Below are 23,017 nucleotides of genomic sequence, written 5' to 3' on the forward strand. Positions count from 1 at the left end.
CTCATTGACTAAAAAATTGAACACAGTACAATTTTGATCAACGTTCAATTCAAAACCAAACCCTATGCCTCCTCCTCCAGGCCTGCGAGCCCGCAAGCGCCAGAACGTGCGCGACGCCATCACGACCGTCGCCGGGCAGCTGTTCCGGCAGGATGGCTACGAGGCCGTCACGATGGAGCGGGTGGCGCAGGCGGCGGATGTGGCGCGGGGGACGCTCTACAACCATTTCCCGACAAAGGATCACATCCTGGCGGCCTGGGTCCATCAGGAGTTGGCGCGCGATTTGGGGAGTCTGCCGCTGGCTGCGCTGGCGAGCGAGGAGTTCGCGGCGGGCGCGGCGCAGTTGTTGGGGTTGTCCGCGCGGTGGTGTGCCGCGCATCGGGATTTGCTGCCGGCGTATCTGCGGTTCTGTTTTCTCGATATGCAGTCGCCGGAGGCGGCGCATGGCGGCGATGGTCTGTTGGCGCTTTATGCGCGGATGATCGGCAATAGCCAGGCGTCGGGCGGCATCCGCGCCGATCTGCCGGCGCCGTATCTGGCGACGATGTTTCATCACTTGTATCTGGGTGCGTTGATGCGCTGGCTTGCCGACCCTGCGCTGTCGCTGGATGCGGAGTTCTCGTGCGCGTTGGGTCTGTTTTTGCAGGGGTGTGCTGCGCGTGACGCGATGAAGGGGAGCGGGTCGTGAGGCTGCTGGTTCTTACGTATGGCACGGAGGGGGATACGCGTCCGCTTGCGGCGTTGTGCCGCGCATTGATGGACGCTGGGCACGAGGCCTTGTTGCTGGCCGATGGGAATACGCTGGCCAGCGCCCGGCGCCTTGCCGTGCCGCATGCGGCATTGAGCGGGGATATCCAGGAGAGCCTGGCGGACCTGGTGTCGCAGGGCAAGGGGGTGAACGCGACGGTGGCGGCTTTGTCCAGTATCGCCAATGCCCAGGCGGAGCGCTGGATGCGGCAGGCCGCCGAGGCGGCGGCGGGCTGCGATGGGATTATTGTTTCCGGGCTGGCTGCGTTCGTGGGGCTGTCGATCGCGGACCGGTTTGGCATGCCGGCGATCGGCGCGGGGATGATCCCGATTTCGCCGACGAGCGCGTTTGCGTCGCCGTTTCTGCCCGCGGGCAAGCTGCCGTCCGCCCTGAACAGGGCCAGCCATCATCTGGTGAATTGGTTGCTGTGGCTGTCGTTCCGGAAGTCGGTCAACCGGGCGCGGCGGCAGGTGCTGGACCAGGGGCCGCGCCACCGGCTGTGGACCGGGCATCCGATGCTTTATGGGGTGTCCCCCGCTTTGCTCCCGCCGCCTGCCGATTGGCCGGAGAACGCCAGGCTGTGCGGGCAGTGGCTGGAGCCGGCCGACGATGCCTGGTCGCCCCCGGCCGAACTGGAGGATTTTCTGAAGGCGGGCGAGCCGCCTGTCTATGTGGGGTTCGGCAGCATGACGGGCTTTGACCGGGAGGCCTTACTGCGCGCGGTGTTCGCTGGCCTGGAGGGGGAGCGTGTGCTGTTTCATCCGGGCTGGTCGGGCTTGCCGGATGTGCGCTTGCCGCGGGATTGCCTGGTGATCGGCAATACGCCGCATGGCTGGCTGTTTCCGCGCACGTCGCTGGTGATGCACCACGGCGGCAGCGGCACGGCGCATTCGGCATGCCGCGCCGGCGTGCCTTCCGTGGTGCTGCCTTTCGCGGGGGACCAGTTTTTCTGGGCGCATCAACTGGCGCGCCTGGGCGTGGCCGATGCGCCGGTTTCGACCCGGCAGCCCGACGCCGATGCGATCAGGGCGGCCGTCGGGTTCGCCAGGTTGCCGGCCACGCGGTCCAGCGCCGCGGCCCTGGCGCAGGCGATGTCGCGGGAAGACGGCACAGCGACGGCGATCAGGGAAATCGAGTCGCTGCTTATCCGGCACGGTTCAAACCGGTAGCCCTTACCCGGCCTGGCGCGTCGCCGTGCGCCCGTCAGTCATCACTTTTTCTGATCGCTCGCCTCATCCTTTCCTATTACCGCCGCCCGCCGCCACGCGATTACGATCAGTTGCCGGTCATGCCGGACGCATAACGATAAATGGAGGCGGCAATGGAGAAAAAGCCTGGTGGCGAGACGCCAGTCCTGCGCGCGGACGCGCCCGATGCGGCGCGGCGCCGGTGGCTGCATGGCGCCGCCGCGCTGCTGGGCACGCTGCCCCTGGCGGGGTTGGCGCGGGCGGATGCCTTGACGCAGCGGCAGCTGAACCTGGTGGTGCCGTTCGTGCCGGGCGGCCCGGTGGATATCGCGGGGCGCGTGGTCGGGCAGGAGCTCGGGCAGCAGCTGGGCACGCCGGTGGTGGTGTCGAACAAGGGCGGCGCCGGCGGCAATATCGGCGCCGAGGAAGTCTCCCGCAGCCAGCCCGATGGCGGCACGGTGCTGCTGGCGCTGGATTCGATCCTGACGGTGAATCCGTACTTCTATGGCAAGGACGCCACCCAAGGGGTGCGGACGCTGGCGCCGGTCGGGATGGTGGGCGAGTTGTCGAGCGTGCTGGTGGTCAATGCGCGTTCGCCGATCAAGTCGGTGGCGGATTTTCTGGAGTATGGCCGCCGCAATAACCTGACCGCGGGTTCGGGCGGCAATGCGACGGCGGGCCATTTGTACGCGGAGCAGCTCAAGCGCGATTTCGGGGTGCAGCTGACGCATGTGCCGTACAAGGGGCTGAGCCCCGCGGTGCAGGATCTGCTGGCCGGCAATATCGATTGCATCGTGGCGCTCATCCCGGGAGTGTTGCCGCACATACGCGCCGGCTCGCTGCGCGCGCTGGGGCTGACGTCGGCCCGCCCGCAGGTGCTGCTGCCGGACCTGAAGCCTTTGTCCGAGCTGGGTTTGCCGGGGTTCACGGGCGCGTCGTGGCTGGCCTTGATGGCGCCCGAGGGCGTGCCGCCCGGCGTGGCCGACAAGCTGTCGGCCGGCCTGTCGCAGGCGCTGCGCAGCCCGGCGGTCGTGGAGCGCTTGCACGCCGCGGGTATCGATCCCTTCTACGCCGATGCGGCGGCGGTGCGCGAGCGCATCGCGCGCGAGGGCGCGCAGTGGTCGACCCTGCTGGCCAGCATCCAGCCGGCCCCCCAACGTTGAGAGCGACATGCCGCAGACCAAGCAACCCAATTTCCTGTTCCTGATGGCCGACCAGTTGACGGCTTTCGCGTTGCGCATGTACGGCAACAAGGTATGCCAGACGCCCAATCTGGACCGCCTGGCGGCGCGCTCGACGCGCTTTGCCAATATGTACTGCAATTTCCCGCTGTGCGCGCCGTCGCGCGTGGCGATGCTGACGGGCCGGCTGCCGAGTTCGGTGGGGGTGTACGACAACGCCTCGGAGTTCTCGGCCGAGGTGCCGACTTTCCTGCACCATCTGGCGCTGGCGGGCTATTCGACGATTCTGTCGGGCAAGATGCATTTCGTGGGCCCGGAGCAGCATCACGGCTTCCAGGAGCGGCTGACGACGGATATCTATCCGTCGGACTTCGGCTGGACGCCGGATTGGCGCGAGGAGATTCCCATCGCGCCCACCGGCATGAATATGCGCAGCGTGATCGAGGCGGGCGAATGCCGCCGCAGCATGCAGATCGATTACGACGACGATGTGGTGTATCGCGGCGTGCAGAAGATCTATGACCTGGGCCGGCTGCACCGCGACCGGCCGTTCTTCCTGGCGGTGTCGATGACGCATCCGCACAACCCGTATGTGTCGACGCGCGAGTTTCTCGATCTGTACCGGCCCGAGGACATCGACATGCCCGCGGTGCCGCCGATCCCGTTCGAACAGCAGGATCCGCACAGCCAGCGCCTGTGGTACATGTTCCGCCAGGACGAGTACGACGTGGGCGACGAGCATGTGCGCGCCGCGCGCCATGCCTACTACGCCATGGTGAGCTATGTGGACGCGCAGGTGGGCCGCCTGCTGGACGCGCTGCAAGCCATGGACCTGGACGAGTCGACCGTGGTGGTGTTCACCGCCGACCACGGCGATATGCTGGGCGAGCGCGGCCTCTGGTACAAGTGGGTGCACTTCGACCCGGCCGTGCGCATTCCGCTGCTGATTTCGGCGCCGGGGCGCACCCGGCCGGCGGTGCGCCACGAACTGGCGTCGCTGGTGGATATCTTCCCGACCATGCTCGAGCTGGCCGGCGTGACGGCGCCGGACGACGGGGCCAGCCCGCCGGATGGCCGCTCGCTGGCCGGGGGGCTGGGCGCGCAGCAGGATGAGCCCACGGGCGTGGTCTATGGCGAAATGAACGGCGAAGGGGCGCACGCGCCCTGCCTGACGGTGCGGCAGGGCTGGTGGAAACTGGTGGTCGCGGAGGGCGACCCGCCGCAGCTCTTCAATTTGCAGGACGATCCGCACGAGCTGCGCAACCTGGCCGGCCAGCCCGCCGCGCTCGACATCGAGCAGCAGCTGACCGCGCTGGTGCAAGCGAAATGGGATGCCGCCGGCCTGCACCAGAACATCCTGCATAGCCAGGCGCGACGCCGCCTGGTGCAGCAAAGCCGCCTGAAGGGCGACTTCCCCGCCTGGGACTATCAGCCTTTTACCGACGCCAGCCGCCAGTATGTGCGGGCCGGCGCGCAGTCGAGCCCGGCGCTGGTCAAGGGCAAGTTGCGCTATCCGCCGGTCGCGCCGGTGGCGCCCCAACATCCGCGCCCCGCGCGGTCCAATCAGCCCGAATAGGGAGAACACCATGCATCGACGAACCTTGCTGCAAGGCATGCTGGCGGGCGCCGCGGGTATCGGGCTGGGCCTGCCGGCGCGGGCCGCGCAGTTTCCCGACCGCGCGCTGCAGTGGATCGTGCCGTACCCGCCGGGCGGCGCCACCGATTCGGTGGCGCGCGCCATCGCGACGTCCATGGGCGAGCAGCTCGGCCAGCCGGTGGTGATCGTCAACCGCCCCGGCGGCGCGACCAACATCGGCACGGAAGCCGCCATCAGGGCGGCGCCCGACGGCTATACGCTGCTGCTGGCGGTGCCGCCCCTGGTGGTCAACCCGGCCCTGTACCCGCAGCTCAGCTACCAGCCGCTGCGCGATACGCAGGCGGTCGGCCTGGTGGCGCTCAATCCCAACGTGCTGGTGGTGCCGGCCGATTCGCCCTTCCGCACGCCGCAGCAATTGTTCGAGGCGGCCCAGGCCAAGCCGGACACGATCACGATCGGCTCGCCCGGCATCGGCACCGTGCCGCACCTGGTCAGCCTGTTGATCGGGCAGGAGCTGAACGTGCGCGTGGTGCCGGTGCCCTACAAGGGCAGCGCCGCGCTCATGCCCGACCTGGTCAGCGGCCGGGTCGACGCGGCGATGGACAATCTGTTCGCGCAAGTGGCTTCGGTGCGCGGCGGCAAGGTGCGCGCGCTGGCGACGCTGGGCGACAAGCGTTCGCCCCTGCTGCCCGACGTGCCCAGCATGACCGAACTGGGCTTGAGCAAGCTGTCGGGCATGGGCTGGATCGGCGTGGTGGCGCACAGCGGCACCGAGCCTTCGCGCATCGCCAGGCTGGAACAGGCGGTGCTGCGCGCGGCGCGCGAACCGGGTATCGCCGAACGGCTGGAAGCCATGGGCCTGATGGTGGTGCCCGAGGGACGCGAAGCCTTTCAGCAGCGCCTGTCCACGGAGGCCGATCTCTGGCAGGGCACGGTACGCCGCGCGGGGGTCACGGCCGCCTGACACGGCATGCGCGCAGCCGCGCCTGCTAGCCGGGCGCGGCGACGGGGTCTGGCCGGCTGCCGCAGATCTCGTGCACCAGTGCGCGCACCTGGGCGATGTCGTCGCCGGCTTCGTGCAGGCGCCGGGTGGCCGTCACCAGCTCGCGGGTAAGCGCCGGATCGCGGACCGGGGTTGCCGACAGTAGCCCCTGTTCCATTTCCAGCCGGTACACCATGGGCGCCAGCAGGGTGTATCCCACGCCTTGCGACACCAGGTGCTTGATCTCGGCGATCGAGTCCAGGGTCGTATGGTGGCGCAGCTCGACGCCCAGCACGCGCGCCTGGGCCTGGATGTGGCGCGTCAGGCCATGCTTGGCATTGGGCAGGATCAGCGGGTACTGCGCCAGGTCGCGGAATGCGACCGGGCGCTGGGCGTCCAGCGCGTCCGGCGGGCCGACCAGGTCGATCGAGTCCGCCGTCAGCCTGCGCACCTCCAGCTGCCTGAGCGGCTGGCTGGCGAACAGCACGGCGATATCCAGGCGCCCGGACTTCAGCCATTCGAGCAGGTGGCCCGACATGCCCTCGATGAGCTCGATATCGAAGCTGCATTGCTGCCGGGCGCGTTCGATCAACTGCCCGGCGAAGGTCCGGGTCATGCCGTTGGGGATGCCGATCTTCACCGCACGGCCGGAACGGGCCGCCACGGCATGGCGCCGCTTCAGGTCGTCCACCGCCCGCAGCACGGCGACGGCGTCGCGCAGCACGGCCTCGCCTTCGACCGTGAGGCTGACGCCGCGCGCCGAGCGCTCCAGCAGCAGGATACCCAGTTCGTCTTCAAGCGCCTTGATCTGCGCCGTCAGGGCCGGCTGCACGATGTGCAGCGCCGACGCCGCCTTGGTGATGCTGCGGCGGTGGGCGGTCTCGACGAAGTAGCGCAGCTGGCGAAGTTCCATAGCCCGGGGGGTTGGCGAACATGGAGAGGTCAGTCCGCATCGTATCAAGTTACGCCGCCGCGGCCCATCCGGATTCGCGCGCGCTCAAAGCGCCGCGGCGAACAGCGGTTTCCACGATTCGATGTGGCGCGTGATCAGGGCCACGATGGCGTCGGGCTGCTGCTTGACGGCCAGGTCGATCATTTCGTAGTGCTCTTCCACCGAGGCGCGCTGGCGCACGCGGCCCTCCTCGGAGTTGATGCCGTAGAGCCGCATGTCGGCGCGCAGGTGCATGATCATCCGCGTGAGCAAGGGGTTGCCGGCGCGCGAGACCAGGGCCTCGTGGAAGCGGCGGTCGGATTCGATGTACTGCCCCACGTCCTGGTCCTTGACCGCCTGGGCGACCTCGTCGGCCAGCGCGACCAGCGGCGCGGTGTCGGTCAGGCCCTGGCGCGCCAGGGTGGCCAGGGCGCCGGACTCCAGCATGACGCGCACGTCGAAGTGGTTCTCCAGGTCCTGCAGGGTGATGGCCCGGACCCGGAAGCCGCGATTGCGCAAGGGTTCGACCAGGCCCGAGCGGCTCAATTCCAGCAAGGCCTCGCGCACGGGCGTGGTGGAGACGCCCAGCTCGTTGGCCAGGCTGGGAACCGAATAGATCATGCCCGGCGCCGCGGCGCCCGACACGATCCGGGAACGCAATTGCGCAATAACGGACTCTCGCAAATTCGCGGGCGGCGCCATCCTCGCCATTCGGTTTACCTCCATGCTGGTTCGTGCGTTGTCGTAGCCCTCACTTTAACAAAACCCATGGTGTAGCGCGTGACGCGCTGCGCCGGACAGCCGGTGGATTTCAGCCTGCATCGTCCATGGACGGGTAGCCGTAATGGCGGGCCGGCACCCAGGTTTCCTTGACGGTGCGCGGCGACACCCAGCGTTGCAGGTTCAGCATCGAACCCGCCTTGTCGTTGGTGCCGCTGCGGCGGGCGCCGCCGAAGGGCTGCTGGCCGACCACGGCGCCGGTGGGCTTGTCGTTGACGTAGAAGTTGCCCGCGGCGAACCGCAGCGCGGCGGCGGCCTGGCCGATGGCCTGGCGATCGTTCGCGAACACGGCGCCGGTCAGGGAATAGGGGCTCGTCTGGTCGACCAGCGCGAGCGCGTCGTTCCAGCCGGCGTCGGGATAGACGTGGACGGACAGCACCGGGCCGAAGATTTCTTCCTGCATGGTGGCCGCCTTGGGGTCGGCGGCTTCGATCACCGTGGGTTCGACGAAGTACCCGACGCGGTCGTTGCCCCTGCCGCCGGCCAGCACCGTGGAGCCCTGCGCCGGCGCGCGGTCGATGTACCGCATGACGCGCTCATAGGCCTTGCGGTCGATCAGGGCGCCCATGAAGTTGCCGAAATCGGCGACGTCGCCCATGCGCACCGTGGCCAGGTTGTCGAGCAGGGCCTGCCTGGCGCGCGGCCACAGCGAGGCCGGAATATAGGCGCGCGACGCGGCGCTGCATTTCTGGCCCTGGTATTCGAAGGCGCCGCGCAGCAAGGCGACGCCCAGCGTCTCGGGGTCGGCCGAGGCGTGCGCAAGCACGAAGTCCTTGCCGCCCGTCTCGCCGACCAGCCTGGGGTAGCTCCGGTACGACGGCAGGTTGCGCGCCACCTGCTGCCACAATCCGTCGAAGACCGCGGTCGAGCCGGTGAAATGCAGGCCGGCGAAATCGGCCGAGCGCAGCACCGCGGCCGAGACCGCGGCGGAATCGCCGGGCACGAAGTTGATGACCCCGGGCGGCAAGCCGGCGGCTTCGAGCAGTTCGAGAATCAGGTAGTTGCTCAGCGACGCCGTGAACGCGGGCTTCCAGACCACGGTATTGCCCATGAGCGCTGGCGCGCACGGCAGGTTGCCGCCGATGGCCGTGAAGTTGAACGGGGTGACGGCATAGACGAATCCCTCGAGCGGACGGTAGTCGAGCCGGTTGAGGGCGCCATGGGTCGACAGCGGCTGCACTTGCTGCAGGCGTTCGGCGAAGGCGACGTTGAAGCGCAGGAAATCGATCAGCTCGCAGGCCGAGTCGATTTCCGCCTGGTGCACGGTCTTGCTCTGGCCCGCCATGGTCGCCGCATTGAGCGTCTGGCGCCACGGTCCGGCCAGCAGCTCGGCCGCGCGCAGGAAAATCGCCGCGCGCTCGCCAAACGGCATGGCGGCCCATTCTGCCTGGGCCGCCACGGCCGCCCGTACCGCGGCGCCGGCCGCAAGTTCGTCGGCCTGCTCGACCATGCCCAGGGTGCGCGCGTGGTCGTGCGGGCAATGCAGCGCGCGGGCGGCCACGCCGCGCCGGCGCTGCCCGCCGATGACCAGCGGAACATGCGATTGGCCGACGCGCAGCGCATCCAGCGCGTTGGCCAGGCACTGGCGCTCGGCGCTGCCGGGGCGGTAATCCAGGACGGGTTCGTTGGCGATGTGCGAGGTGTTGATCGGGCTGTTCACGAGTGGTCTCACTGTCCGGGGATGACGGGCGGAACGTAGCTGAAGGTGTGCATCAGGATCGCGCCGGCGGCCACGACGATGGGGAAGTGCACCAGGAACTGCATGGCGGTGTAGCCGACGAGGTCCTTGGATTTGAGGCGCAGTATCCCCAGGAGCGGCAGCATCCAGAACGGGTTGATGAAGTTGGGCAGCGTTTCGGCGATGTTGTAGACCATGACGGTCCAGCCCAGGTGGGCCTGTATCTGGTTGGCCGCGTCCATGATGTACGGCGCCTCGATCACCCACTTGCCGCCGGCCGACGGAATGAAGAAGCCCAGGAATGCCGAATAGATGCTGACCAGTATCGAGAACACGCTGCTGTCGTGCGCCAGGCTGACGAACCAGTGCGCAATCGCGTCCGACAGGGTATGGCCCTGCACGTTGACGACCTTGGTCAGCACGTAGCCGATGCCGCCGTAGAACGGAAACTGCAGCATCACGCCGCCGATGCTCGGCATGGCGCGGCCGAAACTTTCCAGGAAGCTGCGCGGCCGCCAGTGCAGCAGCAGGCCCAGCAACAGGAACACGAAGTTGTAGGTGTTCAGCTGCGACATGGTGATGAACGGGTTGCCGCTGCGGAAGGTGAGATACAGCCACCCCGAAGCCAGCCCGACGACGGCCACGGTCAGCCAGGGGCTGAACTCCAGGTAATCGCCGGGACGCTGGCGCTGCGCCGTCTCGGCCTTGGGTTCCGTCAGATCCACGCCCAGGTCCTGCGCGGTCAGCGAGCGTTCCGGGCTGGGCGCCGTGAAGTAGCACACCAGCCCCGAGACCACGGTCACCAGGATCACCACCACCAGGTTCTGCCAGGTGAGTATGGTTTCGGAGAAGCCGATCACGCCGGTGATAGGCATCAGCGAGGCCGGGATGCTGGCGGGCGTGGCCTGCAACTGCGCGGCCGACGAACTCATGCCCAGCGTGAACCCGCAGCCCAGCCCCAGGTACCCGGCGGCGCCGGCGGCCCGGTAGTCCAGGCGCAGGTCGGTGCGGCGGGCCATTTCGCGCACCAGCAGGCCAGAGAAAATCAGGCTCAGGCCCCAGTTGACCAGCGACAGCAGGATACTCAGGGTGCCGATGAACACGACGGCCCCACGCGGGGTCGATGGCACGCGCGCCAGCGCCCGCAGCAGCCGCGCCACGGGCGGCGACAACGCCAGCACGTAGCCGGTGATGGCCACCATGGCCATCTGCATGGTGAAGGGAATGATGCTCCAGAAGCCTTCGCCGAACGCCTTGCTGACGGCAAGCGGGTCGCCGCCGTGCAGGATGGCGCCAAGCGCGACCACCGCGCACGCCACCACCACGAAGACGTAGGCGTCGGGAAACCATTTCTCGGCCCAGGCGACCATGGCCTGGGAGAAGCGTTCCATGGGGCTGGCGATGGCCTGCCTGCCCGGTGCGGGGGCGGCGGCTAGATGATGGTCGGGCATGGCAAACTCCTGAGAAAGACAAGAATGGGATTACCTGCGCAGCGTCAAAGGCGTGATCGGAACCGCCTGGCAGGTCAGGCAGGTGTCCGCGGAACCATCGAAGTCAATGAGGTGGGCGACCTGGCCGGAGACGATGCGCATGGCGCAGCTCTCGCATTGGCCGACGCGGCACCCGCTCGGCAGGGCCAGGCCGGCGCGGTCGGCGGCGTCGAGCAAGGTGCCGGCCGCGGGGTCCCAGGTGAAGCCGCCCTGCTCGCCCTCGATCTGGATCGGCTGGGGCGCCAGGGTGTCCGGTACGCGTTTTTCGCTGCTGAACGTTTCCGAGAAAATATCGAAGCGCGGGACGCCGCGCGCCACCAGCGCATCGGTGCAGAACGCCAGGAAACCCGGCGAGCCGCACAGGTAGACCAGCGGCCGCGCCGCCACCGTCGCCGGCGACAGCCACGCGAAATCCAGCCGGCCGCGCTGCTGGTAATCGCGGCCCGGCGCGTCGGCGCTTGCCGGCTCGGCATACACGGTCAGGGTGCGCACCGACCCGATGCGCTGCGCCAGCCGCTTGAGCTCGGCCCCATACGGGTGCGACGAGCCATCGCGGCAGGCGTGCACCAGCAGCACCGACGGGGCGGCTGCGCCGTCTTGCGCCAGCGCTTCCAGGTAGCCATGAAAAGGGGTAATGCCGATGCCGCTGGCCATCAGTATCACGGGCCGCGCGGTGCGCAAGGGCGGCGTGAAGACGCCCGCGGGCGCGGACAGCAGCACGCGCGCGCCCTCGGCCAGCTCGTGCAGCGCATTGGACATCACCCCGGCGGGGCCGTCGCCATCGCGTACGCGCCGCACGGCGATGGACAGGTAGGCGGGCTGGCGATTGGGACCGGTGAGCGAGTACGCGCGCCGGGCCGCGCCGCCGGGCATGGAGACGATGACGTGCTGCCCGGGCAGGAAATCGGGCAGCGCCTGTCCATCGCAGGGAAGCAGGCGGAACTCCGCCACGTCATGCGCGATGCCGCGTTTTTGCGCCAGCACGAATTCGCGCGCGCCGCTCCAGCTGCCGCGGTTGCGCGCGTCGTCGCGCACGATGTCGCACACCGTGGCGCGCAGGGGCACCGAGCCGCTGACCGGATCGCGGTGGCGATCGGTCATGATGGCGTTGATATTGCTGGACGCGGGCCCGACGATGGCGCCGTCGGCCCGCCCCAGTCCCTCGCAGCCCTGCCACCACCCGAATTCGGCGATCACCACGTTCTCGTGCAGATCGGCGTTGATTTTCGCGCGCAGGGCGACTTCGCCGTAGGGCGTGCGCACGCGCGCCCAATCGCCACTGGCTATGCCGCGGGCCCGCGCGGCCTGGGCGCTCAGGTACACCTGGGGATCGGGCGACTTGCGCCGCAACGAAGCGACGTACCGGTGCGACGAATGCACGAACCAGCCGCTCTTGGCCGTGCTCATCACCAGCGGATATGCGCCGGCGTGCCGCGCCGGCGTGTCGGCCGGCTCGACATGGACGGGCAGCGCGGGCTGGCCGATGTCATGCAGGGCCGCGCAGTGGATTTGCACCCTGCCGTCCGGCGTGGGAAAGCCGACGGGCTGCCCGTCGCGCACGGCCTTGTACTTTTCGTGCGTGAACGCCTGCGGAAAGCGCATGCCCCCGGGCTGCCCGCGCAAGGCCCGCACATCGATGCCCAATGGCGCCAGCTGGTGGTTCCAGCATGCGTCCATGTCCGCGCCGAAGAACGCATCGCGCAGCCCCAGGCGCCGCGCCAGCTCCAGCACGATCTCGTAGTCGGCGCGCGACTCGCCGGCGGGCTCCACCATCCTGGGACGCAACTGCACGTGCTCCACGGCCTCCTGCGTGATCTCGAAACCCAGCTTCAGGGCTTCGCGCTCCCATGGCATGTTGGCCGGCAGGACGATGTCCGCGTTCATGCCGGTCGGGTTCATGCTCATGTCGACGTGCACGTGGAAGTCCAGGGCCTGCAGCGCCTCGCGATTGCGGGCGGTCTCCGCCTGCGAGACCAGCAGGTTGGTGCCGAAGCTGACCAGCGTGCGCACCGGATAGGGGTCCTGCCGCAGCACGGCCCGGCAGAAATCGCGCGCTGTGATCCAGCCCAGGCTGGGCGGCCCGAGGGGCAGCTCGTCCAGCCCCAGCGCCTTGGCGCGTTGCACGGGCGGCAGCAGCTCCCGATACCCGTTGACGTTGCGATACGGCGGCGCCACGGTCCACAGGTTGCCGCCCGCTCTGTCGCAGGCGCCCGTCAGGGCATACAGCGTGGCGATGGCGCGGTCGGTCTGGGTGGCGTTGGTATGCTGGCCGACGCCGGTCCACGAGTGATAGGACAGCCGGGGCGCGTTCTCGAAGATGGCGTTGAATTGCGCCAGATCCGCCTCGTCCAGCCAGGCCAGCCGGGCGACTTCGGCCGGCGTGTAGCGCTCCACCGCCGCCCGCAGGGCCTGCATGACGGTAACCGCCTCGCACGTGCGGCCGTCGCGCAGGCGCAAGGTCCAGGATCCGAACAGCTCGGCGCGCGCGGTATCCGCGCCGCGTCCGCTGGCGGCCGGGCTGCCGTCCTGCACCACGACGCGCGCGGCGGGGTCGGCGTCGGGCCAGAGATCCACGGCACGCAGCAAGGCGCCGCTCGCGCCGTCCAGCAGAAACGGCCCGTTGGTCCAGCGCGCCACGAAGTCGCGGTCGAAGCGGCCGGTATGCAGCAAGTGGCGAATGGCGCCCAGCGCGAGCGCGCCATCGGCGCCGGGGCGCACGCGCAGCCACAAGTCCGCCTGCTGGCCGGCCCCTTCCCGGTTCGGGTCCACCACCACTACTTTGGCCCCGCGCTGGCGCGCCGCCGCGATCCGCGCAGCCTGCGCCAGCCAGGTCCGCGCGGGGTTGTGCCCCCACAGCAGCATGGTGTCGGTGTGCTCCAGGTCCGGAACGCCGATGCCGCGCCCGAACGTCAGCGCATGGGCATAGTCCTTGTGCCAGCCGCAGACCTCGACCGCGTAGATGAGGTTGGGGCTGCCGAACACCCGCACGAATCGCTCGACCCACTCGAAGCTGTCCACCATGGGCGTGCCGCTGGGCGTGGTGACGGCGAACGCAACGCTTTCGGCGCCGTCGCGCCGGCGCGCGACCGCCAGCCGCGCGGCCACTTCGTCCAGGGCTTCGGACCACTCGATTTCCCGCCAGCCGGGGTCGGCCGCGCCGCGCGGATTGGTCCGCCTGAGCGGGCGCAGCAGGCGATGGCTTTCGGCCATCATTTCCGGCGCCGCGCGGCCCTTGGCGCACAGGGCGCCGCCCGTGGGATGGCCGGCAAGCGGCGTCACGGCGACCAGCCGGCCGTTCTCGACGTGGTTGACGGATCCGCAGCGCGACCGGCACAGCGTGCAGTACCCCGTGACTTGCTTCATGTTGCCCCTGCCATGTAATGCGTGACGCGCTACTTAACTTGGGCGAATAGTAGCGCGTCACGCATTACACAAGAATGAGGGGAAACACGGATAGGGATGGCGGCCTTCGGCGCGGGAAAGCGGCCGCCGCCGCAGGCCGCGCCGCCGGTCCAGCAAGCCGCGCCCTCCGCGGGCCGGCTCAGTCCTCGCCGGCCGGCGGCAGTTTCGCGATCACCTTGATCTCGAAATCGAAGCCATACAGCCAGGTCACGCCCACGGCGGTCAGGGTGGGATGCGGCGCCTGGCCCCAGTATTCGGGCACCACTTCCCAGATCTGCTCGAACCGGGATTGGGGGTCGACCATGAACACGGTAACGTCGACGACGTCGTCGAAGCTGCACCCGGCGGCGGCCAGGATGGCGTTGAGGTTGTCGAATGCCTGGCGGACCTGCTCCTGCAGCCCCTGTTTCGGCGAGCCGTCTTCCTGGCTGCCGACCTGGCCGGAGACGAACAGAAAGCCGTTGGACCGGATGGCCGGCGAATAGCGGTTGCGGTCGTACAAGGCCTGGCGGCCGGCCGGGAAAACCACGTTGCGTGCGGACATTGAAGCCTCTCCATCATGGGTGATTGAAACGTGCCCGTCGGGGCAGTGCGATCCACTCTAACGAGCGTGGCCGAGCCGATAAACCGGCGATCGTCCCCAACATTGTTTGTAGAATCCAAACAATCGGACAGCCTGGAACAACGATGGATCGTTTCGATGCGATGCGGGCATTCGCCCGTGTAGTGGAGACCGGCAGCTTCACCAAGGCGGCGGACACCCTGCACATGAGCAGGACCAGCGTGACGCAACTGGTGCAGCAACTGGAGGCGCGCCTGCGCGTGCGGCTGCTCAATCGCACCACGCGCAAGGTCAACGCCACCGCCGACGGCGCCGCCTACTACGAGCGGGTGCAGCAGCTGCTGGCCGACCTGGAGGACGCCGAGACCAGCCTGTCCGGCGCGTCGGCCACGCCGGGGGGCAGGCTACGGGTCGATGTGCCCAGTCCGTTCGCCAGCACGATCCTGGTCCCGGCGCTGCCGGCCTTCCAGGCGCGGTATCCGGACATCCTGCTGCACCTGGGCGTCAGCGACCGGGAGGTGGACCTGATCGACGAGAACGTGGATTGCGTCATCCGGGGCGGCCAGATCAACAACCTGTCGCTGGCGGCGCGCCACGTGGGCGACCTGCAACTGGGCGTCTACGCCTCGCCCGGCTATCTGGCGCGCGCCGGCGCGCCCGCCCATCCGCGCGAGCTGCAAGACGCCCGGCACCGCATCGTCGGCTTCTCGTGGTCGCGCGCGCGCCGTCTGTTTCCCTGCGCCATGCGGCGGGCGGACGAGCGCATCGAGGTGACCGGCCGCCATGCCCTGCTGCTGGACGAAGGCAATGCCTATCTTGCCGCGGGCCTGGCCGGCATGGGGGTGATCGGGGTGCCGACTTACATGGCCGAGGCGCACGTCGCGCGCGGCGCATTGATACGGCTGTTCGGCGACTGGCAGCTCGACCCCATGCCCCTGTATATCGCGTATCCGCAGAACCGGCATGTCAGCGCCAAGCTGCGGGCCTTCATCGACTGGGTCGTGGAACTGATGGCGCGGCATGCGCCCGTGACGGACGCACCGCCGCCGCGCCGGTCCGCCAGCCTGCCAGGCGGACCGGACGCCGCGCCGCCCGATATCACTGGGGCGTGATGCCGAGGCGCTTGATCATCTCGCTGACGCGCTGGTTTTCGGCAGCCAGTACTTTCCTGGCTTCCTGGCGCGATGCCGGATAGGGGTCGATGCCCAGGGTCACGAACTGGCTGGCGACGTCGCTGGCGCGCAAGGATTCGAGCAAGGCCTGGTTGATGCGCTCCAGACGGTCCTCGGGGGTGCCCTTGGGCGCCATCAGCCCGACCCAGGCGACCATGTCGAAGCCCTTGATCTCGCTGACTTCGGCCAACACCGGCACATCCGGCATGCTGGCCGAGCGCTGGGCCGAAGAGACGGCGTAGGCGCGCGCCCGTCCGGATTTCACGTGCGGGGCCACCGACGCGACCGAGTCCCACATGAACGAGACCTGCCCGCTCAGGACATCGGTAAGCGCCGCGGCGCTGCCCTTGTACGGAATGTGCTGGGCCTTGATGCCCGCGCTGTCCATGAAGACTTCCGCGGTGAGGTGTCCGATGGAGCCGTTGCCCGACGAGGCGAACGTGTACTTTTCCGGACTCTTGCGCAGCAGGTCGATCAATTCCTGCGCGCTCTTGGCCGGGAAGCTGGACGAAGTCACCAGCACATAGGGCACCTTCGCGACCAGGCCGGCCGGTTCGAGATCGGACGGCGAGAAGCCGCTTTTCATCAGCAGCGGGTTGACCGTCACCGAGCCGGACGAGCCGGCCAGCAAGGTGTATCCGTCCGCCTCCGATTTGGCCACCGCCGTCGCGCCGATGGTGCCGCCGGCCCCTGCCCTGTTTTCCACGATAAACGGCTGGCCCAGCGCCGCGGCCAGCTTTTCGCCCGCGGCGCGGGCGGCCACGTCGGTGGCCTGGCCGGGCGTCCACGGCACGATGATGCGCACCGGCTTGTCAGGGTAGGCCTGGGTCGCGTGCGCCTGGGGCGCCAGTATGCAAAGTGCCGCGGCCAGCGAAGCAAAGCGCAATGTCATGAAAGTCTCCTTGTTGTAAAAGTCTTTTTTGCAAGCTGGCCCGAGCACGCGCTCGCCCAGTTGCCTAAGGGGCGACCCGTGGGTCGCCGGATGGTCCCGCCACCACGCCGGCGGCATGCAGGTCCGATATCTGCCTGGCGCTCAGCCCAAGAACGTCGCCCAGCACCTGGTCGGTGTGCTGGCCCAGCAGGCTGGCGCCCTGGGTTGGCCGGCGCGTGGCGCGCGGTTCGCGCACCGGCGTGCCGACCGTCCAGTGTTCGCCGGTGCCGGCCGTCGCGATCCGTTCGAAAAGCGGGTTCGCGCTGCCCACCCGGCCGTCCCGGGCCAGCATCTGGGTGGCTGTCTGGTAGAGGCCCCAGCAGACGCCGCCCTCGTCGAACGCGGTTCTGACCTGCGCCAGCGTGCGGGCCCGAAACCAGGGCTCGCACGCGGCGGCGATGGCTTCCCGGTGCGCGAAGCGCTGCGCCTCGTCGGCGAGGTTGGCACCGGTGCGCGCTTCGATGGCCGCCGTCGCCTCGGCCAGGCCGCATGCCCGCACCAGGCTTTGCCACTGCCCTTTAGAAATGGCCGCGACCATGACCCGGCATCCGTCGCTGGTGAGGAAATCCTTGCCGAAGGCGCCGTAGAGGTGGTTGCCCAATGGCTCGCGGTCTTCGCCCAGCAGTTCGGCCTGCGCCAGCGTGCCAAGGTGCGACATGAGCGAGAACGCCACGTCCGAGAGGGCCAGCCGCAGCTCGGCGCCCTGCCCTGTCTGGCGCCGCCTGAGCACCGCCGACACCACCGCCATCGCGGCCTGATAGCCGCAGCACGCGTCCCAGGTCGGCAGCGGGCTGTTGACCGGCTCGCGCCCGTCGCCGGTGGCGTGGGGATAGCCGGTGGCGCAATTGACCGTGTAGTCGACCGCGGTCGAGCCGTCCGCGTTGCCTTCGATGGTGCAGGTGATGACGTCCGGGCGGCCCTCGGCCAGCAAGCCGTGGGACAGCCAGGGCACGCCGATGTTGGTCAGCAGGATGCCGGCGTCCGGCCCCGGCGCGCAAACCAGTTTTCTGGCCAGGTCCCGGCCCGCGGGCTTGCGCAGGTCCAGCGCCACGGAACGCTTCTGCTTGTTCAGGCCCGTCCAGTACAGGCTGGCGCCGCCGGGCATGCGGGGCATGCGCTCGTGGTCGATCCCCCCGCCGATCATGTCCAGCCGGATCACCTCGGCGCCGAACTGCGCCAGGGTCAGGCCGGCCAGGGGTGCGGCGATGAACGCGGAGCTCTCGATGACGCGCACCCCTTCGAGGAAATCCAGGTTCACTGCGGCGCCCCCGCGAGCGACGCCCGCGACGGCACCAGGCAGCTGCGGACAAAGCGCATGAAGACCACGCCGTCGGCGCGCACGCCTTCGGTGCGCACGGTCACCACGCCCTGGCCGGGGCGGGACTTGCTCTCGCGCACCGACAGCACCTCGGAGCGCGCGTACACGGTGTCGCCGGGATGCACGGGGGCCAGCAATTCGATCTCCTGCCACCCGAGGTTGGCGACGGCGTTGGCGCTGATGTCGTCGACGCTCATGCCCAGCACGATCGCCAGGGTCAGGCCGCTGTTGACCAGGGGCTTGCCGAATTCCGTCTGCGAGGCGTAGTGATGGTCGCAATGGGCCGGGTGGCGGTTCATCGTCAACAGGCTGAACTGGATGTTGTCCGCCTCGGTGATCGTCCGGCCGGGCCAGTGCGCGTATCGGTCACCGGTCTTGAAGTCCTCCAGCAACCGGCCCCGGGCCAGCAGCATACTCTTGGCGTCCATGCTCATGCTCTCCTGTGATGCACGGAAAGCATCATAGGAGGCTTGCGCAAAGTTATTATGTGATTAATCTTATCGATTATTCATCTATCGAAGTCCGCGACCGCGCCGACCGGCGCGCAGCGACCGGAGCTGGCCGCATGGGCAAAGAAAAGAGTCGACCGTTACCGAACATCAATCTGAAGCTGCTGCATACCTTCATGCTGGTGGCCGAGCATTGCAGCTTCCGCCAGGCCGCCGAACTTTCGCACCGGTCCCAGGCCGCGGTGACGGGGCAGATCAAGCAGCTCGAAGCGCAGCTGGGCGTGGACCTTTTCCATCGGACCACGCGGCAGGTCAGGTTGACCGCCGAAGGCGCGCAATTGCTGGAGAGCGCGCGCCGGGCGGTCCACGAAATGGAAAACGGGCTGCGGCAGATCCAGGAAACGGTGGACCTCAAGCGCGGCCGCATTTTCCTCTCGTGCTCGACCACCGTGTCATCGACGCGGCTCGCGCCCATCCTGGCGGCGTTCGAGCGCGACTATCCCGGCGTGGAAGTGTTCGTGCGGGAGCTGACCTCGGGCGATATGTTCGAGACGGTGCGCCGCGAACAGGCGGACTTCGGCATAGGCCCCATCATGGAGCTGCCGGAATTCGATTTCGAGCCCATCCTGACCGAGAACCTGTACGCGGTGGTGCCCAGGAATCTCTTCCCCGACACCGCCGAGCAGATCACCCTGGCGCGGCTGGCTTCGATGCCGCTGCTGCTGCTCAACCCCGGCACGGCGCTGCGCGCCCTGATCGACGATACGGCGCGCAGCCGCGGCCTGACGATCAACACCAAGCTCCAGTTTTCGCAGGCGCAGACGCTGATATCGATGGCCACCGCCGGGCTCGGTGCGGCGGTGCTGCCGGCCATGGTCCTGCCCGCGAAGCCGCACAAGAACGTGCAGGTGCTGCCCATCGCGAGCCCCCGGATGACCCGGGACGTGGCGATCGTCCGGTTGCGCCACAGAAAGCTGACACCCGCGGCCGCCAGGCTGGCGCAGCTGGTGCGCGACCTGATCCACGGGCCGGTCGGGCGGCGAACCGCCCGGGCGGCTACACGACGCCCGCCTGCCTAAGCGCCGCGAGCCGCTCGCCGCACACGCCCAGCAGCTCTTCGTACACCCCGGCGTTGTCCTGCCCCAGCGCGCCGCCGGCCCGCACGAACCGGGCCGGCGTGCCGGACAGCCTGGGCACGGACGCCGGCAGCACCGTCTTGCCAATGCGTGGATCATCGACTTCCATCAGGTTCCCGCGCGCCCGGTATTGCTCGTCCTGGAAGATGTCCTCAATCGAATACACCTTCGAACACGGCACGCCCTCGTCGCGGCAGAGATCGAGCAAGGCTTGCAGATCGAAGCGCGCGCTCCACGCCGCCACCAGCGCATTGATGGTCTGCCGGTTTTCGGCCCGGGCCGCGGCGCTGGCGAACCTGGCGTCGCCCGCCAGCCCGGGCGTGCCCATCGCGCTGGCCAGGCGCTCGAACATCCGGTCGTTGCTGCACGCAATCGCCACCCATTGGCCGCAGCGGGTCTGGTAATGGCTGTGCGGCGCGACGTTCGGGACGTCCGCGCCGAGCCGGCGCCGCACGAAACCGGTGGCCGCGTACACGGGCGCGAGTTCGTCCAGCAGGCGGAAGACGGACTCGTACAGGCCGATGTCGACGACCTGGCCCCGGCCGGTGTGGTTGCGGGCCTGCAGCGCCGTCAGCACGCCGATGGCGCCCCACAGCCCCGAGATATAGTCCGCCAGCGAGGTCGAGCCCGGCACGACCGGCGGGCCGTCCGGCTCGCCGGCCAGGTGCGCCAGGCCGCCGAAAGCATGCGCGATGCGGGCGAACCCCGGCTCTTCGCGCTTGGGCCCGTCCTGCCCATAGGCGCTCACGCGCAGGAGGATCAGGCCGGGGTTGAGTTCGGACAGGACGTCGTAGCCCAGCCCCCACTTCTCCAGGGTGCCGGGCCGGAAGTTCTCCAGCACCACATCGGACTCGCGCACCAGCTCCTTGAACAGCGCCGCGCCCTCGGGGGTGCGCAGGTCCAGCGTCACGAACCGCTTGTTGCGCGCCTCGCTCATCCACATATACGTATCGCCGCACGGCGACGGGGTGCCGAACTTGCGCAGCGAATCGCCGCCCTTGGGCTGCTCGATCTTGATGACGTCGGCGCCGAAGTCGGCCATGATGGTTCCGCAAAACGGCGCGGCGAGAAAGGTTGCGATATCCAATACCCGCAACCCCGACAGGGCCTTGGGCGGTTGATGGGCCTGCTTCAGATCTGCTGCCACTGCGAGCTCCTGGTAGAACGACTGCATCTGCTGTCACTCTCGCAGGCTAGCGGCTCGCCTCGACCCTGACCAATCGAATTATCCGAAGGTTTATTCAGTTTTGTGACGGATCCGCGATCTGGCCAAAGGCTGCGCGGGTCGCCGGCGCGCCATCGGACGAGCTGGCCGGTGCTGGCCGAGCGCGCCGGCCAGCACCGCTCACCCGGCGCCGACGTCCACCACCACCCTGCCCCGCACCTGGCCCGCCAGCAGCTGCGGCGCCAGCCCGGCCACCTCGTCAAGCGTAATGGCGCGCGTGTTGGCATCGGTGACGGCGGCCGGCAATTCGCTGGCCAGGCGGCCCCAGGCCTCGGCGCGGCGCGCGAACGGCGCGTAGACGCTGTCGATCCCGGCCAGGGTGACCCCGCGCAGGATGAAGGGCGCGACGGTGGCGGGAAAGTCCATGCCTTGCGCCAGGCCGCAGGCGGCGACGGTGCCGCCGTACCGGATGCTGGCGCAGACGTTGGCCAAGGTGTGGCTGCCCACGCTGTCGACCGCGGCGGCCCAGCGCTCTTTCTGCAGGGGCTTGCCGGGCTGGTTGAGCGTGGCGCGATCGATCAGTTCGGTGGCGCCCAGCTGCTTGAGATAGTCGGCTTCGTGCAGGCGCCCCGTGCTGGCATGCACCTCGAAGCCCAGCCGGGCCAGCAGGCTGATGGCGATGGTGCCGACGCCGCCGTTGGCGCCGGTGACGAGCACCGGCCCCGCCTCGGGGCCGACGCCGGCGCGCTGCAGGGCCATGACGCACAGCATGGCGGTGTAGCCGGCCGTGCCGATGGTCATGGCGCGGCGCGCATCCATGCCGCCGGGCATGGGAACGAGCCAGTCGGCCTTGACGCGCGCCTTGCGCGCCAGGCCGCCCCAGTGCGTTTCGCCCAGCCCCCAGCCGTTGAGCAGCACGGCGTCGCCCGCGCGGTAGCGCGAGTCATGGCTTTCGAGCACGGTGCCGGCGAAATCGATGCCGGGCACCATGGGGAACTGCCGCACGATGGGAATCCGGCCGGTGATGGCCAGTGCATCCTTGTAGTTGATGGTGGACCAGGCGATGTCGACCAGCACGTCGCCATCGGGCAACCGCGCCTCGTCGAGCCGGGTGCGTTGCGCCTGGATAGTGCTGTCGTCGTTCTGGGTAAGCAACAGGGCGTCGAACATAGAGGGCTCCTCGGATCGGGCCAGGCAGGGCATGAGCCCGGGACCCTGGCCGAGGCCGGCCTCGCGCCCCGTCCAGGAACGCCTCCAGTTTACGCACTCGAACGGCGGGCGCGCCATGGACGGCGCGCGCCCCGTCAATCCAGCTTGACGCCGGCGTCGCGCACGATGCCGCCCCAGCGGTTGTAGTCGTCGCGCAGGATGGTTTGCAGCGCATCCGGGGTGCTGGTCAGCGTCTCGACCCGCTGGGCCCGCACCTGGGCCTGCAAGGCGGGGGATTCGAGCGCCTTGTTGAGCGCCGCGTTGAGCTTGTCGCGCACATCGACCGGTACGCCCCGGGGGGCGATGATGGCCCACCACAGATCTTCGCCCGACTTGGCGTAGCCGGCCACGCCCGCTTCGTTCATGGTGGGCACGTCGGGCAGGAAGGGACTGCGCTCGGCGCTGGTCACGGCCAGCGCGCGCAGCGCGCCCGATTCGATCAGCGGCATCGAAGTGTTGAGGGTGTCGAACATGAACGCCACGTTGCCCGCGACCACGTCGGCCAGCGCGGGGCCGCTGCCCCGGTACGGCACGTGCAGGAAGCTGGTGTGGGTGAGCTGCTTGAGCAGCTCGCCGGACAGATGGTTGGTCGAGCCATTGCCGGCCGAGGCAAAGGTGATGCTGCCGGGCTTCTTGCGGTCCAGCTCGATCAGTTCCTGGAGATTGCGGGCCGGGATCTTGCTGTTGACCACCAGCACGTTGACGAAGCGGCCCGCCAGGCCGATGGGCGTGAAGTCCTTGAGCGGACTGTAGGGAAGGTCGGGATAGATATGCGGGTTGATGGCCATGTTGCCGACGCTGGACATGCCGATGGTGTAGCCGTCGGGCGCGGAGCGGGCGATGGCGGCGATGCCGACGCCGCCGCCCGCGCCGGAGCGGTTGGACACCACCACGGGAACGCCCAGCTCCTTGCTGAGCTGCCCGGCGATGGGCCGCGAGAAGGTGTCCATGGAACCACCGGCCGGAAACGGCACGATGAACGTAACCGGGCCGGCCGGCCAGTTGCCGGCGCCGGCGGGCGCCACCGCGCCCAGCGCGCAGCAGCCGGCCAGCAGCAAGCGTGCAAGTCTCGACATTCCCTATTCCCCTTGTATGGTTT

19 protein-coding genes are annotated in these 23,017 nt (G+C 68.8%); 7 read left to right on the top strand and 12 right to left on the bottom strand.

The window, feature by feature from the left end; all coding sequences use genetic code 11:
- The first annotated feature begins 106 nt into the window (after nucleotides 1-106).
- From CAL11_RS21740 to CAL11_RS21760, 5 genes are all read left to right on the top strand, one after another.
- Complete coding sequence (locus CAL11_RS21740; protein ID WP_244172872.1) at nucleotides 107-688, top strand: TetR/AcrR family transcriptional regulator; 582 nt, start codon at nucleotides 107-109, stop codon at nucleotides 686-688.
- Nucleotides 685-1,917 carry a glycosyltransferase gene (locus CAL11_RS21745; protein ID WP_086094237.1) on the top strand — a complete coding sequence of 411 codons (1,233 nt, stop codon included), beginning with the start codon at nucleotides 685-687 and terminating at the stop codon, nucleotides 1,915-1,917. The genes CAL11_RS21740 and CAL11_RS21745 overlap by 4 nt, the downstream gene beginning before the upstream one ends.
- 152 nt (nucleotides 1,918-2,069) lie before the next feature.
- On the top strand, nucleotides 2,070-3,098 hold the full coding sequence (locus CAL11_RS21750) for a Bug family tripartite tricarboxylate transporter substrate binding protein (protein ID WP_244172873.1): 1,029 nt from the start codon (nucleotides 2,070-2,072) through the stop codon (nucleotides 3,096-3,098).
- Nucleotides 3,099-3,105: 7 nt separating this feature from the next.
- The gene (betC, locus tag CAL11_RS21755) at nucleotides 3,106-4,692 is read left to right on the top strand and encodes a choline-sulfatase (protein ID WP_086094239.1); all 1,587 of its coding nucleotides are present in this window, start codon (nucleotides 3,106-3,108) and stop codon (nucleotides 4,690-4,692) included.
- Nucleotides 4,693-4,702: 10 nt separating this feature from the next.
- A complete protein-coding gene (locus CAL11_RS21760) occupies nucleotides 4,703-5,677 on the top strand; it encodes a Bug family tripartite tricarboxylate transporter substrate binding protein (RefSeq protein ID WP_086094240.1) in 975 nt (324 codons plus the stop codon).
- Between the two features lie 25 nt (nucleotides 5,678-5,702).
- On the opposite strand, the gene CAL11_RS21765 is transcribed toward CAL11_RS21760, so the two are convergent.
- The 6 genes from CAL11_RS21765 to CAL11_RS21790 form a co-directional block, all read right to left on the bottom strand.
- A complete protein-coding gene (locus tag CAL11_RS21765; protein WP_086094241.1) occupies nucleotides 5,703-6,608 on the bottom strand; it encodes a LysR family transcriptional regulator in 906 nt (301 codons plus the stop codon).
- An 84-nt stretch (nucleotides 6,609-6,692) separates the two neighbouring features.
- On the bottom strand, nucleotides 6,693-7,352 hold the full coding sequence (locus tag CAL11_RS21770) for an FCD domain-containing protein (protein ID WP_167382557.1): 660 nt from the start codon (nucleotides 7,350-7,352) through the stop codon (nucleotides 6,693-6,695).
- 85 nt (nucleotides 7,353-7,437) lie between these two features.
- The gene (pruA, locus tag CAL11_RS21775) at nucleotides 7,438-9,066 is read right to left on the bottom strand and encodes an L-glutamate gamma-semialdehyde dehydrogenase (protein ID WP_167382558.1); all 1,629 of its coding nucleotides are present in this window, start codon (nucleotides 9,064-9,066) and stop codon (nucleotides 7,438-7,440) included.
- A gap of 8 nt (nucleotides 9,067-9,074) precedes the next feature.
- Entirely contained in the window at nucleotides 9,075-10,535 is a 1,461-nt protein-coding gene (locus CAL11_RS21780; protein ID WP_086094244.1) for a short-chain fatty acid transporter, read from the bottom strand.
- 30 nt (nucleotides 10,536-10,565) lie between these two features.
- Nucleotides 10,566-13,937 (bottom strand): molybdopterin-dependent oxidoreductase, encoded by a 3,372-nt coding sequence (locus CAL11_RS21785; protein WP_086094245.1) that lies wholly within the window; start codon nucleotides 13,935-13,937, stop codon nucleotides 10,566-10,568.
- Nucleotides 13,938-14,115: 178 nt separating this feature from the next.
- The gene (locus tag CAL11_RS21790; RefSeq protein ID WP_086094246.1) at nucleotides 14,116-14,520 is read right to left on the bottom strand and encodes a RidA family protein; all 405 of its coding nucleotides are present in this window, start codon (nucleotides 14,518-14,520) and stop codon (nucleotides 14,116-14,118) included.
- 143 nt (nucleotides 14,521-14,663) lie between these two features.
- On the opposite strand from CAL11_RS21790, the gene CAL11_RS21795 reads away from it, so the two are divergent.
- Nucleotides 14,664-15,650 (top strand): LysR family transcriptional regulator, encoded by a 987-nt coding sequence (locus tag CAL11_RS21795; protein ID WP_086094247.1) that lies wholly within the window; start codon nucleotides 14,664-14,666, stop codon nucleotides 15,648-15,650.
- On the opposite strand, the gene CAL11_RS21800 is transcribed toward CAL11_RS21795, so the two are convergent.
- The 3 genes from CAL11_RS21800 to CAL11_RS21810 all read right to left on the bottom strand — a co-directional run bounded on the left by CAL11_RS21800 (nucleotide 15,637) and on the right by CAL11_RS21810 (nucleotide 18,393).
- Nucleotides 15,637-16,602: a Bug family tripartite tricarboxylate transporter substrate binding protein gene (locus tag CAL11_RS21800; protein ID WP_086094248.1), complete on the bottom strand. Its 966-nt coding sequence runs from the start codon at nucleotides 16,600-16,602 to the stop codon at nucleotides 15,637-15,639. The genes CAL11_RS21795 and CAL11_RS21800 overlap by 14 nt on opposite strands.
- A gap of 64 nt (nucleotides 16,603-16,666) precedes the next feature.
- Entirely contained in the window at nucleotides 16,667-17,899 is a 1,233-nt protein-coding gene (locus tag CAL11_RS21805) for a CoA transferase (protein WP_086094249.1), read from the bottom strand.
- Nucleotides 17,896-18,393 carry a MaoC family dehydratase gene (locus CAL11_RS21810; protein WP_167382559.1) on the bottom strand — a complete coding sequence of 166 codons (498 nt, stop codon included), beginning with the start codon at nucleotides 18,391-18,393 and terminating at the stop codon, nucleotides 17,896-17,898. The genes CAL11_RS21805 and CAL11_RS21810 overlap by 4 nt, the downstream gene beginning before the upstream one ends.
- Nucleotides 18,394-18,524: 131 nt before the next feature.
- Between CAL11_RS21810 and CAL11_RS21815 the strand changes: the two genes are divergently transcribed.
- Nucleotides 18,525-19,487 carry a LysR family transcriptional regulator gene (locus CAL11_RS21815; protein WP_086094250.1) on the top strand — a complete coding sequence of 321 codons (963 nt, stop codon included), beginning with the start codon at nucleotides 18,525-18,527 and terminating at the stop codon, nucleotides 19,485-19,487.
- Here CAL11_RS21815 and CAL11_RS21820 read toward each other — a convergent pair.
- From CAL11_RS21820 to CAL11_RS21830, 3 genes are all read right to left on the bottom strand, one after another.
- A complete protein-coding gene (locus tag CAL11_RS21820) occupies nucleotides 19,465-20,718 on the bottom strand; it encodes a CaiB/BaiF CoA transferase family protein (protein WP_086094251.1) in 1,254 nt (417 codons plus the stop codon). The two genes, CAL11_RS21815 and CAL11_RS21820, sit on opposite strands and share 23 nt — an antisense overlap.
- A gap of 171 nt (nucleotides 20,719-20,889) precedes the next feature.
- Nucleotides 20,890-21,912 carry an MDR family oxidoreductase gene (locus CAL11_RS21825; protein ID WP_086094659.1) on the bottom strand — a complete coding sequence of 341 codons (1,023 nt, stop codon included), beginning with the start codon at nucleotides 21,910-21,912 and terminating at the stop codon, nucleotides 20,890-20,892.
- Nucleotides 21,913-22,013: 101 nt separating this feature from the next.
- Entirely contained in the window at nucleotides 22,014-22,994 is a 981-nt protein-coding gene (locus CAL11_RS21830; protein ID WP_086094252.1) for a Bug family tripartite tricarboxylate transporter substrate binding protein, read from the bottom strand.
- Nucleotides 22,995-23,017 lie beyond the last annotated feature (23 nt).

Source organism: Bordetella genomosp. 6, assembly GCF_002119705.1.
Lineage (GTDB): Bacteria > Pseudomonadota > Gammaproteobacteria > Burkholderiales > Burkholderiaceae_B > Bordetella > Bordetella bronchiseptica_F.